General features: G+C 48.0%; 8 protein-coding genes. 6 read left to right on the forward strand and 2 right to left on the reverse strand.

Translation table 11 applies throughout. From position 1 onward, the window contains the following. Nucleotides 1-5 precede the first annotated feature (5 nt). Nucleotides 6-2,819, reverse strand: coding sequence for a bifunctional [glutamate--ammonia ligase]-adenylyl-L-tyrosine phosphorylase/[glutamate--ammonia-ligase] adenylyltransferase (gene glnE, locus QUE60_RS07475; protein ID WP_286226586.1), 2,814 nt, complete (start codon nucleotides 2,817-2,819; stop codon nucleotides 6-8). Between the two features lie 57 nt (nucleotides 2,820-2,876). Between glnE and QUE60_RS07480 the strand changes: the two genes are divergently transcribed. From QUE60_RS07480 to QUE60_RS07495, 4 genes are read left to right on the forward strand one after another with little or no spacing between them, the layout of a single operon-like run. Then, the gene (locus QUE60_RS07480) at nucleotides 2,877-7,031 is read left to right on the forward strand and encodes a YhdP family protein (protein WP_286226587.1); all 4,155 of its coding nucleotides are present in this window, start codon (nucleotides 2,877-2,879) and stop codon (nucleotides 7,029-7,031) included. Between the two features lie 26 nt (nucleotides 7,032-7,057). Next, on the forward strand, nucleotides 7,058-7,879 hold the full coding sequence (locus tag QUE60_RS07485) for a carbon-nitrogen hydrolase family protein (protein ID WP_286226588.1): 822 nt from the start codon (nucleotides 7,058-7,060) through the stop codon (nucleotides 7,877-7,879). A 7-nt stretch (nucleotides 7,880-7,886) separates the two neighbouring features. Continuing rightward, nucleotides 7,887-9,374, forward strand: coding sequence for a metalloprotease TldD (tldD, locus tag QUE60_RS07490; protein ID WP_286226589.1), 1,488 nt, complete (start codon nucleotides 7,887-7,889; stop codon nucleotides 9,372-9,374). Nucleotides 9,375-9,431: 57 nt separating this feature from the next. Continuing rightward, on the forward strand, nucleotides 9,432-10,553 hold the full coding sequence (locus QUE60_RS07495) for a 3-deoxy-7-phosphoheptulonate synthase (RefSeq protein ID WP_286223452.1): 1,122 nt from the start codon (nucleotides 9,432-9,434) through the stop codon (nucleotides 10,551-10,553). A 48-nt stretch (nucleotides 10,554-10,601) separates the two neighbouring features. On the opposite strand, the gene QUE60_RS07500 is transcribed toward QUE60_RS07495, so the two are convergent. Then, nucleotides 10,602-11,174: a cob(I)yrinic acid a,c-diamide adenosyltransferase gene (locus tag QUE60_RS07500; RefSeq protein WP_286226590.1), complete on the reverse strand. Its 573-nt coding sequence runs from the start codon at nucleotides 11,172-11,174 to the stop codon at nucleotides 10,602-10,604. 34 nt (nucleotides 11,175-11,208) lie between these two features. Between QUE60_RS07500 and QUE60_RS07505 the strand changes: the two genes are divergently transcribed. Beyond that, the gene (locus QUE60_RS07505) at nucleotides 11,209-12,705 is read left to right on the forward strand and encodes an FAD-linked oxidase C-terminal domain-containing protein (RefSeq protein WP_286223454.1); all 1,497 of its coding nucleotides are present in this window, start codon (nucleotides 11,209-11,211) and stop codon (nucleotides 12,703-12,705) included. A gap of 2 nt (nucleotides 12,706-12,707) precedes the next feature. Further along, nucleotides 12,708-13,841 carry a glycolate oxidase subunit GlcE gene (glcE, locus tag QUE60_RS07510; RefSeq protein ID WP_286226591.1) on the forward strand — a complete coding sequence of 378 codons (1,134 nt, stop codon included), beginning with the start codon at nucleotides 12,708-12,710 and terminating at the stop codon, nucleotides 13,839-13,841. Nucleotide 13,842: the final 1 nt, after the last annotated feature.

A 13,842-nucleotide genomic window follows, 5' to 3' on the forward strand; every position in this document is an offset into this window, starting at 1 on the left:
GTCAATTAAACAGGTTGCGAGGGAGCGCCAAAGACTGCGTCCCACAGTTTGGTCACGCACGCTTTTGCTTTCGCAAAATCAGGGTGCTCATGGATGGATACCCGAATTTTTTCCGCTCCGTCCAGACGTAATCGATGTTGTTGGGCCCGAAACATGCGATAGGCATTCCCAATTTCAAGCGCATCCATCTCAGAAATTAACTGGTGCTTTGCGGCAATTCCTAAAAGTGCAATATTGCCTAAATTACCCAATAAATCAGGGTACTGGCGAGCGAACCCCAAAACCAAATATTGAACAATGAATTCAATATCGACCATGCCGCCGGGATCATGCTTTAGATCAAAATCGTTGGAGGGATTAGGATGGCCAGCATGGACCTTATGGCGCATCTCAATAATTTCATGTTTGAGATCAGAATGATTTCGTTCGTGGGCAAGAACCTCTTTGCGTATCTCTTCAAATTGGGCTCCTACATTTGGATCGCCAGCAGCAAACCGCGCCCGAGTAATGGCTTGATGCTCCCAAACCCAAGCAGCGTTATCCCCCTCGCGCAATTGATAGCGTCGAAAGGAATCAAGGCTAGTTACCAAAAATCCTGCGGCTCCATTGGGGCGCAGGCGAGTATCGATTTCAAATAAAGTGCCGGCAGCGGTCAAGGTCGTCAACCAATTAATCATGCGCTTACCGAGTACCGAATAAATCTCCTGAGCCGCATAGTCGGTTGAAGATGCGTCATACAAAAACACGAGATCAAGATCTGAGGCATAGCCTAACTCTTTACCGCCTAATTTCCCATAGGCAATCACTGCAAATGGCGGTAGATGTTGAGGATTGAGACCAAACTTCTCTGCAACCGATGGCCAAACGCGCTCATAGGTTGCCTGCAATATCAAATCAGCCAATGCAGATAAGCGATCACTCACCCGCTCAGTAGTTAGACCTTCTGGAGCACCTATTCCTAGATCAGCTAGGAGAATCAAAAAAGTTTCAGTGTGATGCGTTACCCGCAGGATATCCATGGCATGATCTGGGCTCGCCCCATCTGCAAGGGCGTCATCTAAACGCAAATCAAGATTTGCCTTTACTTTGTACCAATAACTCTCAGGATCATGAATCAGCTCAGATTGCGCATTAGCTGATAACAGATCGTCTAATAAATGAGGGTGCCTTGCTAAATATTGAGCAGCCCATTGCGAGGCATTGAGAAGCATCAATACTTTTTGCAAGGCATTGGAGTTCTCGGCCAGAATAGATAGATAGGCGCTACGACGACAAATGGCCTCTAAGAGATCAAAAAATCGCAAGAGGGTTTGATCTGCATCGTCTGGATGATCAGCCTCAATATCATTCGCGGCTTTTTTTAATAAGCTTCGTATCGTAAGTCGACTTTTCTCTGGCAGTGATTTGGCACGGGAGCTCTCCTGCCAGGCGCTCCACCGCTCATTAGCCATGGGAAATAAATCAGCATTGGGTTGCCAGCTTGCGTCGTTTACATCAATTTGTAAACGATTACTTTCGTCTAAGGCAAAGGCCTTTTCAAAATAACGCGCCACCTGATTTTGATGCTCGGTAAGCGTTTGCATAAACTCTTCGAGACGCCCTTCTTGATTCGGTCCAGCCATGGCTTGCGCCAACTGCGCTCTCGCATCATCCTGCTCGGGTAAATAGTGTGTCTGCTGGTCTTCCCAAATCTGGATGCGATGCTCTAAACGCCTCAGAAACACATAAGCAGATTTGAGGGCTTCAATTTCTTCTGCGCTCATCAGCCCACCCTCTTGCAATCGATCTAAGACCTCAAGGGTTGGACGAATTCGTAAGCGCGGATCAGTGCCGCCCCGCATTAACTGAAACATCTGGGCTAGAAACTCAATTTCACGGATTCCACCGCGGCCTAACTTAATGTCACGCGATCGCCCGCTGCGTTGATTACTCCGCTTATCTGCCTCTCGCTGAATTTGTGCATGCAACTCCCGAATGGCTGCAATCACACCGTAATCTAAATGGCGGCGATAAACAAATGGCCGAATAATTTGCTCAAGCCCCTTCTCACATCGAACATAATCGGGGTGTGATATGGGCGGATAAATCATACGGCCTTTAATCCACGCATAGCGCTCCCACTCACGTCCTTGGACAAACAAATACTCTTCGAGCATTTCTAGACTACAAACTAAGGGTCCAGAATCCCCATTAGGTCGCAAGCGCATATCCACCCGGAACACAAATCCATGCGCATCATGCTCAGAAATCATTTTGATCAGACGCCGGCCTAGCTTCGTAAACCACTCGTGGTTTGAAATCGAACTTGCCCCATGTTGGGTCTCACCTTCTTCCTCGTACAAGAAGATCAGATCAATATCCGAGGAAAGATTGAGTTCACGACCACCCAATTTACCCATCCCGACAATGAGAAGTGGCAGTTCATAGTCTTCGGTCCGAGCCCAAGGTAGACCAAACCGCTCTTGTAAATCCGCACGAAGATAACGCACGACTAGCCCAAGTGCTTGTTCCGCAAAATAGCTGAGTGCCTGGGTTACCTCCAATAAAGGGGCCAGTCCATTGAGGTCTCGGCAACCAATCCAAAGCATCAACTGTTGACGAACTAGCCGTAGCTGACTCATGAGTGCCGCCTCATCCAACTCCTGACGATCGAGAGCCCGGTTTATTGGCAGGAGCAACTGATCGATTTGGGTAGCATCGACCTGTGTATGCATGCGCTCCTCCAACCAAGTGCGCCAATCCACGTGGGCACTTAGCCAGCGATTTGCATAAAGGGAGTTTTTCTCCAGAAAAGAAAGGGCGTCTTGATTGGAAACCATACCTTATCTTAATCGCTACTAGCCCAATCAACGAAGGGTGTCGGATAATGGATAGCAATGACAGAAAAAAAGTATCCGTTACGCCTCAAAGACCTTCTCACGATGCGGCCCGACGCCACCTCGTGGTCACGTTGGTCGCGCCGTCTGGTAATTTTGACTCTCGTTACAGTCGGACTCATGATTCTTGGACATCTGGTAATCCGTTTCATCATTTGGCCCCAACTCGAAACCTCAAAACCCGCTGTCGAAAAGTTACTGTCACAACGCATTGGCGTTGAGGTCAAAATCAATGAACTCAATGTCTACTGGCAAGGGATCCGTCCAGTCTTTGATATTCGCGACCTAGAATTTGTGGTCGATTCCAAACGCAATCCGACGACGATTGCAGATGCACCTCCTCTAAAGATCGCTGACATCCGAGGAGAACTCAGTTGGTCATCGTTTTATCACCTCAAACCCTATTTCACAAAATTACATGCCAGCAATGCAGTGATTCAAGTAACACGTGACTCACAAAAACGTTTGTATGTCGCTGGCATTCTTGCGGGTGATGGCGGCGATGATTTCCATCTCGAAAATTGGTTGTTTAAACAGGGTGATTTAAAGATTTCTGATATCAATATTCTTTGGAAGGATTTCTCAAAGTCCAAAGCAGATGCCGCAGATCTACGCATCGAGTCCATGCAACTACGAAATGGAATTCGGCAGCATGAACTTGATGCCGCTATTTATAGCCCATGGCATCAAGGCACCCTAACTCTCTCGGGAAAATTTTCTCACCGTCTTGGTGGGCAAGCGGGTCATTGGCGTGATTGGATTGGCGACTTTCAGTGGAAGGTCGCACAACTCAATCTCGGCCAATTTAGTCGTGATTTTGAAATCCCTTTTAAACAACTCAGTGGGGTGCTGGACTCATCAGGGTCGATTGCCTTAAATAAAGGCATCCCCGATGGTGGACAGTTCAAACTAGCAATCGAGCAACCCGTCTTTCAACAATTAAAGAGCAATCAGGCGCTTGAGTTTGGACGTTTGGAAATGGAAGCGAAGCAATTCACCTCTGGAAAGTTCATTTCGCTTGGGGTGCAGCAATTTGCCTGGTTAAACAAGAATCAAAAACCAGGAACCCCCATGGAATCTCTGGCACCCATGACTTTTGGCTGGCAGGCGCCCAAAGGCGATGGGGAGCTTGAGAGGTTTGCATTCTCTTCGGCAAAAATTAGTCTTGAGAACCTCAGTCTGTTTGCATTGAACCTGCCCATTCCCAATCGAATCCGCCAGGTTTTAGAACAAACCGAACCTCGTGGTGAACTGATCGATGTTGATATCACATGGGCCGAACCAAAATCCAATATTCCCCTGATCGGTGGCCTCTTAAGTGGCCAAGGACCTAAATTTACTATTACCGGCACCCTCAATCAGGTGGGCATCAAGGCTTACCGGGACACTATCCCAAGCATTGCCAATTTAAGCGGCACGATTACCACCAATCAAAACCAAGGCAGCATCAAACTCAACTCACAAAATTTGCGATTAGTAATTGCCGACTTTTTAGCAGAGCCACGCCTGCAGTTCGATAGTGCAAGTGGAGCGCTTAGTTGGTCATTAAAAAATAAACAATGGCAAATCGGCTTTAACCAGCTCTCCGTTAACAATCCGGATATCGCATTAATTGCTGATGGTAATTACCTAATTGGTAAAGAAAAGGCACCGGATACTTTAGATCTAACCATTCAGTTTCCTAGAGCAAAGGCACAAACAATCTACCGCTACCTCCCTGCAGAAATGTCAAAGGACGCGCGTGCCTATATTGAAAAGGCATTCATTGGGGGCGAGATTAATAATGGGCGCCTCAGAATGAAGGGGGATCCTAATTTGGCCCCTTATGATGCTCCAGGAAGCAGCGAATTTGCATTAAATCTACCGATTTCTCAAACGGTTTTTCGACCAGCCCCCTTGTTTCCATCCACAAAAGGCAGCTGGCCTGAATTCACGGAAGTAAATGGTGTCGTTTCTATGCAGCAAGCCAAGCTGATGGTGGCTATCAAAGATGCTCGCTACCAAGGTCTTCAAATTCAAAATGTCAATGCAGAAATTCCAAATGTTTCTAGCGCAAAGCCTGTCCTCAATCTCAAAGGAAACATCACTGGCCCGATGAATGACATGATGGACTATCTCAGGACAACACCAATTCTTCTCACGCGTCCAGAATTAGCAAAGAATCTGAAGTTATCAGGCCCAGCAAAACTTGATCTAGATCTCCTTTTGCCCCTACAAAATACAGATGACGTTAAATTAAATGCTTTGCTGAACTTAGATAACAATGTTGTCGTTTGGTCTGATCTTGCTCCTTTTAATCAAGTACGAGGCAGCATTCGCATTACCGAAGATCTACCTCGCTTTGAACAGGTAAGCGCTGAATTCTTTGGTGGCACGATCAATATTCGACAAAACACGGCGCAATCGCAAACCAAACAAGATCTTTATGATCTCAATGGAACAATTGATCTTGAACGCCTTGAACGTCACTATGCCAATCAAGTAGGTCGCCAATCTCAGCAACTCTTAAAGGCACTGGATGGTAAGGCTGCATTTAAAGGCAAACTAGGTATTACTAGTAACACCACAGATCTCAATCTCGACTTAGATTTCAATGCTCTAAGCACCACCCTTCCTGAACCCCTCAGTATCAAGAAGGGCAACAAACTAAACGGGATTTTTCGTTATCAGTCCAACGCCAGCGAGGGAGCGCCCAAGCGAATTGCACAATGGTCCGCACAAATTGGGAAATCAATCACCCTACAAGGAAAGCAAGGTCCAGATGGGATTGTGGCGCAAGGAATTGGAATTGGTGCCCCAGCCATCATCCCTGAGCGTGGCTTGGGTCTCAATTTGCAAGCAAGCGATCTCAATATTGATGCCTGGCACCGCCTTTTATTTTCGAACGATGGGGTAAATAACAAACCCGAGGCTGCCAATATGGCTAGCTCTACAGATGGTGTCAATGGCCTTCAAGTATTTACAGCACGCGTCAATCAAGCGATTGCCATGAATCGCTCCTGGCCCAATCTTGCCGTAAGCGCCAAATTAGGGGGTGATACTTGGCAGCTGAATTTGAAATCTCCCAATCTTGAGGGTGACATTCAGTATCAGGAAAGAAAAAATTCCGATCTTCTCAAAGGCAAATTGCTTCGTTTGCATATTCCTCCAAGATTACAAAATCTGACAAATTCAAGCGCATCCGCTGACAAAGAGGTATCACTTAATGCGATTCCTGAACTGGATCTAAGTATTGATGACTTTAATTTCAATCAATACAAACCAGGCGCGATCGCAATCAAGACACGTAATAGTACAAATCGCATCACGATTGAAAGTCTCAAAATTAACAATCCAAGTTCGTCATCAACGGTCACTGGCGAATGGACAAGCGATGCCCAAGGCAATAATGAGCGCGTCATCATCGATACGACATCACAGGTTAAGGATCTGGGAACCGTGGTTGCCTATTGGGGCAATCCCAAAGCAGTTGAAGGCGGGAAGGGAACAATCAACGCCAAATTGGATTGGAGCGGTCCTCCCTACAATCCCTCCTTTGATACCCTGGCTGGCAATGTCAAGATCAATCTAGAAAATGGTCGCTTACTTCAAGTGGACTCCGGTTTTGCCAAAATTATTGGGGTGTTCAGTTTGCAAAGCTTATTAAAGTTTGCAACCTTTGATATTCAAGGTAGCCTTGGTAGTGTAGTTACCTCGGGAACCGCTTTCAACACTCTTTCTGGTGATTTTGTTTTGCGCAACGGTGTCGCCCGAACACAAAATTTCACGATGCAACTCAATCAAGCTCGCGTTGCCACTAGCGGTCTCGTGAATATTCCCAAGCAAACCCAAGACTTACGAATCACCATCTTCCCAACGATTGATGCAACAGCAGGCGCTCTTGCGCTCTTCGCAGTCAATCCGATTGTTGGCGCTAGCGCTCTGATTGGGCAATATTTAATCAGCAATCAACTAAACCGCACACTTCAGACCGATTACCTAGTTCAGGGAAGCTGGGATAAACCTGATGTAATCCCGCTGGACCAAAATGGCCAGCCTTTAGATCCAAAAGTGCTTGAGACCATCCGCTCTCGAAATTTATTGCGTGAGCAAAAGATGCCGCCAGCACCAAGCCCATCAAAGCCAGTCCCCACCACCCCAGCGCCTGCCAATTAACTACTAAAGCTTTAGTATTTAGTGGTATGGCAAATAAATTAACAGTAGCAGCAATTCAGATGATTTCATCTGCGAATTTGGCAGACAATCTGAGCACTGCTGAACGTCTAATCAAAAACGCGTCTGACCAAGGTGCAGTAGTGCTTGCGCTACCTGAGTATTTTTGCCTAATGGGCCTTGCGGATACCGACAAGGTCAAAGTGCGGGAGACCTTTGGTCGTGGTCCGATTCAAGACGCGCTTCAAGGCTTTGCTCAAAAGTATCAGATCTTCTTAATTGCAGGAACCATTCCCCTCGAGGCGAGTGATCCCCAAAAGGTGCTAAATGCGAGCTTAGTATTTAATCCTGATGGTCAGTGCATTGCCCGTTACGACAAGATCCATCTATTTGGTTTTCAGACGTCTAATGAGCGCTACCAAGAATCTGAAACGATTGAGGCGGGCAACCAACCTACAACGGTTCGCATTTTGTATGAGGGCAAGGAGTGGGTGTTTGGTTTAAGCATTTGCTACGATCTTCGTTTTCCGGAACTCTATCGACAGCAGGCTGGAGTTGACTGCCAAGTGATTCCAGCTGCATTTACCCACACCACAGGCAAGGATCATTGGGAGATTTTGCTCCGTGCCCGGGCTATTGAAAACCAGTGCTATTTTTTAGCATCTGCCCAAGGTGGGCTTCATCAAAATCAACGTCGTACTTGGGGTCAATCCATGCTGGTCGACCCCTGGGGCAATATTGTTTCTGAACTCGCCACTGGCGAAGGCTGCGTGCTTGGTGAGCTAGACTCAACTGCACTCGAAGAGGTGCGCTCTAAGCTACCCGCCCTAAACCATCGTAAGCTTATTTAAAAGAACCATGAACTCACTCGCTATCCCAAACCTTGCAACAACTGCAAGCCCACAAGAGGCTCTCGACATTGCCCATTCTTTTTTACTCAAGCCCAATGGCCTCAGTCCTTCTGATCTTGATCAACTGTTTGGGGTGATGCATGCGCATCGCTTAGATGATGCGGATTTATATTTTCAGCACACACGTAGCGAACAATGGAGTTTAGAGGAAGGGATTGTCAAATCCGGTAGTTTCAATATTGATCAAGGTGTTGGTATTCGTGCGATTTCGGGGGATAAAACGGCATTTGCTTACTCGGATGTGATTAGCTCTGAAGCTTTATTAAAGGCTGCCCATGCTACTCGTGTGATTGGCCCCAAGGGTGGCAAGATTAAAGTCCGCGCCCCACTTTCTGCATCGACCCATACCAATTCAACTCTATACAGCGCCCACAACCCTCTGGACTCATTAACGCCCCCAGAAAAAATTGCGCTCTTAGAGGGGATTGAGCGGCGCGCGAAGGCACGTGACCCACGCATCATTCAGGTGATGGCTAGTCTTGCGGGTGAGTTTGATGTCGTCATGGTAGCTCGCTCGAATGGCTTATTAGCTGCCGATATTCGCCCGCTTGTACGAGTATCCATCCATGTCATTGCCGAGCAAAATGGTCGTCGAGAATCCGGCTCTGCCGGCGGTGGAGCACGCGCCGACTACGGTTTTTTTGATACCCAGCGTATCGATCAGTGGGTCGACGAAGCAGTTGATCAGGCCCTCCTAAATCTCGATTCCCGTCCAGCACCTGCAGGTCCAATGACCGTTGTGATGGGGCCGGGATGGCCCGGTGTACTGCTGCATGAAGCCATTGGTCACGGCCTCGAAGGAGACTTTAATCGCAAAGGATCTTCTGCGTTCTCTGGACGCATTGGTCAGCGTGTAGCCGCTAAGGGTGTCACGGTGGTTGATGATGGAACACTCAGCGGACGTCGCGGCTCTCTCAATATGGATGATGAGGGTACACCCACGCAATGCACCACCCTGATTGAAGACGGTGTTTTAAAGGGCTATATTCAAGATAGTCTGAATGCACGCTTGATGGGAATGCCACTAACAGGCAATGGACGGCGTGAGAGCTTTGCCTCGCTGCCCCTACCCCGTATGACCAATACCTACATGCTATCTGGTCAATATGACCCAGAAGAGATTGTGGCCAGCATTGATCGAGGTCTCTATGCTGTGAACTTTGGTGGTGGGCAAGTTGATATCACGAGTGGCAAATTTGTATTCTCTGCCTCGGTGGCGTATTGGGTGGAAAAAGGCAAGATCCAATACCCCGTCAAAGGCGCAACCATTATTGGCAACGGCCCAGAATCTCTCAAGCAAGTGAGCATGATCGGCAACGACCTTCGTCTAGATAGCGGGGTGGGCGTATGCGGCAAAGAAGGGCAAAGCGTCCCGGTTGGTGTGGGTCAGCCAACCTTGCGCATTGATGAGATGACCGTTGGGGGCACGGCTTGATTTGCATGCGTTTGTATTGGATCGCACCGACCTCTATGAGGCTTTAGAATAGAGGGTATGAGTACAAAACCCCATACCCCCCAAGAAAACTGGTACGCAAGCTTAGATAAAACCTCTGCGACCGATGATCAACGTGTCGGCAACATTACTGTTTTGCCGCCTCCCGAGCATTTAATTCGGTTTTTTCCAATCGTAGGTACTCCAACTGAAAAATTAATCGGGCGTACTCGGGACAAAATACGGAACCTAATTCATGGCAAGGATGATCGCCTCCTAGTAATCATTGGTCCTTGCTCGATCCATGATCCTTCCGCAGCATTGGAATATTGCCAACGCCTCATGAAAGAGCGTACTCGCTTAGCAGACGATCTAGAAATTGTCATGCGCGTCTATTTTGAGAAACCCCGCACGACAGTTGGTTGGAAGGGACTCATCAACGACCCCTATCTCGATGAGAGTTTTAAGATTGAAGAAGGCCTGCGTATTGCGCGCCAAGTACTCATGGAAATTAATCGCTTGGGCATGCCAGCCGGCAGCGAGTTCCTGGATGTGATCTCGCCTCAATACATTGCCGATCTAATTTCATGGGGTGCAATCGGCGCCAGAACGACAGAGAGTCAAGTTCATCGCGAACTGAGTTCTGGATTATCTGCGCCAATCGGATTTAAAAACGGTACTGATGGCAATATCAAAATTGCAACCGATGCGATTCAAGCGGCGCATCGGCCACATCATTTTTTATCGGTACATAAAAATGGTCAGGTTGCAATCGTTGAAACTAAGGGCAATAAAGACTGTCACGTGATTCTGCGCGGTGGCAAAGAACCCAATTACGAAGCAAAGTATGTTGAGGCAGCGTGTGCTGAACTAGAAGCTGCAAAGTTACCAGCCTCTTTGATGGTTGATCTATCGCATGCCAATTCAAGTAAACAGCATCAACGGCAAATCGATGTTGCTAATAATGTTGCTGAACAAATCGAGCGTGGATCCCGTAAGATTTTTGGGGTGATGATTGAAAGCCATCTAAACGCCGGCGCTCAGAAGTTCACACCCGGCAAGGATGATCCAAAACAGCTGGAATATGGCAAGAGTATTACCGATGCCTGCATTAACTGGGATGATTCTGTGAAGGTGCTTGAACGTCTTGCCCAAGCGGTTCGCAAGCGGCGGCGCGCCTAGTTATGTTTTATTTATTAGGAACGCGGCTTTAGGCCGCGTTTTTTCTTTCTAGTTGTCTTGTGCTTTATTTTGATTCTTCCACAGTACGTCTTGACCACCAGCGGCTTGGTTTAAAACCCGGGCAATCACAAATAGAAGGTCGGATAAGCGATTCACGTATTGACGCGGCGAGTCCGCAATTGGGTCAACCCAACCCAACTTAACAATCGAGCGTTCAGCGCGTCGACAAACCGTTCGACAGACATGCGCTTGAGCTGCTGCACGGCTTCCTCCTGGCAAGATAAATTCTTTTAGCGGAGGCAGATTGGCGTTGTAGTAAGCTAACCAAGTATCGAGCTGTTCGACTTGCTCAATTTTTAATAGGGTGTAATTAGGAATACAAAGCTCTCCACCCAAGTCGAATAAATCATGCTGGACTCGCAGGAGTAATGCCTGAAGATCAGAAGCAATTGATGGAGGGAGATCTTCGGTCATCAAAACCCCAATTTGGGAGTTGAGCTCATCCACATCGCCCATCGCACAGATGCGTAAATGATCTTTTTCAACTCGGCTACCGTCACCAAGGCCAGTCATACCGGCATCACCAGTTCGGGTTGCAATTTTTGATAGTCGATTTCCCATGAACAGATTATAGGTAAATGGCTAAAATAGACGAATGAATGCCCCCGCTTCTTCTGCTGAAATCCAATCTCTACAGGCCAAACAGGCTATCTTGGTCGATGCCTTACGGCCATTTCTAGGGGATGATGCCCTGCTTTGGCAGCCCGAGGACACCATTCCCTATGAATGCGATGGCTTGGCGGCTTATCGCAAAATGCCCCTAGCAGTAGCGCTTCCTGAGAATGAAGAGCAAGTGGTGAATATTCTGAAGGTCTGCAAAGCCCTGGGGGTTCCTGTAGTACCCCGCGGCTCGGGCACCGGTCTCTCAGGTGGTGCAATGCCAATTGAACAAGGCTTGGTTTTATCGTTAGCCAAGTTCAAAAAGATTTTGCAGGTCGATCCCTTTACACGCACTGCGGTCGTACAACCAGGTGTCCGTAACCTGGCAATCTCAGAAGCGGTCGCAAAGCATGGTTTGTACTATGCGCCTGATCCATCCTCGCAAATTGCTTGCTCGATTGGCGGAAATGTCAATGAGAACTCAGGTGGCGTGCACTGCTTAAAGTATGGCTTGACGCTTCACAATGTATTGCGAGTCCGTGCCGTCCTCATGAATGGTGATGTGGTGGAATTTGGCAGTATGGCACCAGATTCACCAGGTTTGGATTTGTTAGCTGTATTGATTGGTAGCGAAGGAATGCTCGGTATCGTCACAGAAATTACTGTGAAGCTCGTACCAAAACCAAAATTAGCACGCGTCATTATGGCCAGCTTTGATGATATTGAAAAAGGTGGTAATGCAGTCGCCGCCATCATTGCTGCGGGGATTATTCCAGCTGGTTTAGAGATGATGGATAAACCAACCACGCGTGCTGTTGAGGAGTTTGTGCATGCTGGTTATGACCTCAACGCAGAAGCAATCTTATTATGCGAATCGGATGGAACCCCCGAAGAAGTCGAAGAAGAAATCGCACGCATGAATGCCGTGTTAGAAAAGCAAGGGGCTAGTCGCATTCAAGTGTCTGAAAGTGAGGCAGAACGTTTGCGCTTTTGGAGTGGACGCAAGAATGCCTTCCCCGCCGCTGGTCGGATTGCGGCAGATTATTACTGCATGGATGGAACCATTCCAAGGCGTCATATTGCAACTCTACTCAAGCGCATCAAAGGCATGGAGGCCAAATATGGTCTGGGCTGTCTCAATGTCTTTCATGCGGGAGATGGCAATATGCACCCCCTCATTTTGTTTAATGGTGCCGATCTGGATGAGTGGCATCGGGCTGAAGAGTTTGGTACTGAAATCCTTGAGGCCTGTGTTGAGCTCGGGGGCACCATCACCGGTGAACATGGTGTGGGGATCGAGAAGATTAATTCCATGTGTGTTCAATTTGGCGAACAAGAGCGTGAGCGTTTTTGGGGGGTTAAAGCAGCATTTGATCCAGATCGTCTTTTAAATCCTGATAAAGCCATTCCAACTCTTAATCGCTGTGCCGAATATGGACGGATGCGTGTCAGCGGTGGTGTATTGCCCCACCCCGAATTGGAGCGCTTCTAGGCATGAACGAAACCGTACTATCCCAGTTTCGTGAGCAAATTATTGAGGCTGGTAAACAGAATCAGGTGCTATCGATTCAAGGTGGTAATACAAAATCATGGTACGGCAACCCAAACCAGTCTCCCATTTTGAGTACGAAACCGTATCAGGGGATATTAGATTACCAACCTGAGGAGTTAGTAATCACGGCGTGCGCTGGCACACCGATTGCAGAAATCGAGTCAACCTTGGCCAAAAATAATCAGATTCTGCCGTTTGAGCCGCCCCACTTTGGAGAAGATGCGACTTTTGGGGGTGTGATTGCTGCGGGCCTCGCTGGCCCTGCTCGCATTAGCTCCGGAAATTTACGGGACTTTGTTTTGGGAACTCGACTCATGGATGGTCGCGGTGAAGACCTATCCTTTGGCGGCAAGGTCATGAAAAACGTCGCCGGTTACGATGTCTCGCGCCTGCTACCGGGTTCACTAGGAACGCTCGCTCTGCTTTTGGAGGCCTCTGTAAAAGTACTGCCAAAGCCCGCTGCCACTGCGAGTCTACGCTGCAAGACGGGCGCTGCCAATGCATTAAAAGTACTCAATGAATGGGCTGGACAACCTTTACCGCTCAACGCCAGCGTATGGATCGGTCATGCAGGTGATGAAGGCGAGCTAACGATTCGATTGGCAGGCGCTAAGGCGGCGGCCACCTCTGCTAGTCAAATGATACAAGATCGACTTGGCGCTACCGTACTCGATGATTTAGAGGCTGATCTATTTTGGCGTAATCTTCGTGAGCAGCAGCTTTCTTGGTTTACTCAAATGCCAAATCATCATGCACTTTGGCGACTCTCCTTGCCTGCCAACTGCCCAGTGCTGGAGATACCTAAGGATTGCTCACCAGCAATCATGATGGAGTGGCATGGACAAGAGCGTTGGATTCAAGGTCCTGCTAATCAATCAACGGCGAACGTGTTACAAAAACTCGCACTACAGCATGGCGGGCATGCGACCTGCTTTCGATCCTTGAATGCCGATGGGTTTGAACGCTTTACATGTTTGGAATCCAATCCACTAACTGCCGGATTAGAGGCTGTACAAAAACGCTTGCGCCATTCCTTTGATCCCTTTGGCGTATTTACCACTGGGCGCCTACCTTAAG

Source organism: Polynucleobacter sp. HIN11, from assembly GCF_030297675.1.
Lineage (GTDB): Bacteria > Pseudomonadota > Gammaproteobacteria > Burkholderiales > Burkholderiaceae > Polynucleobacter.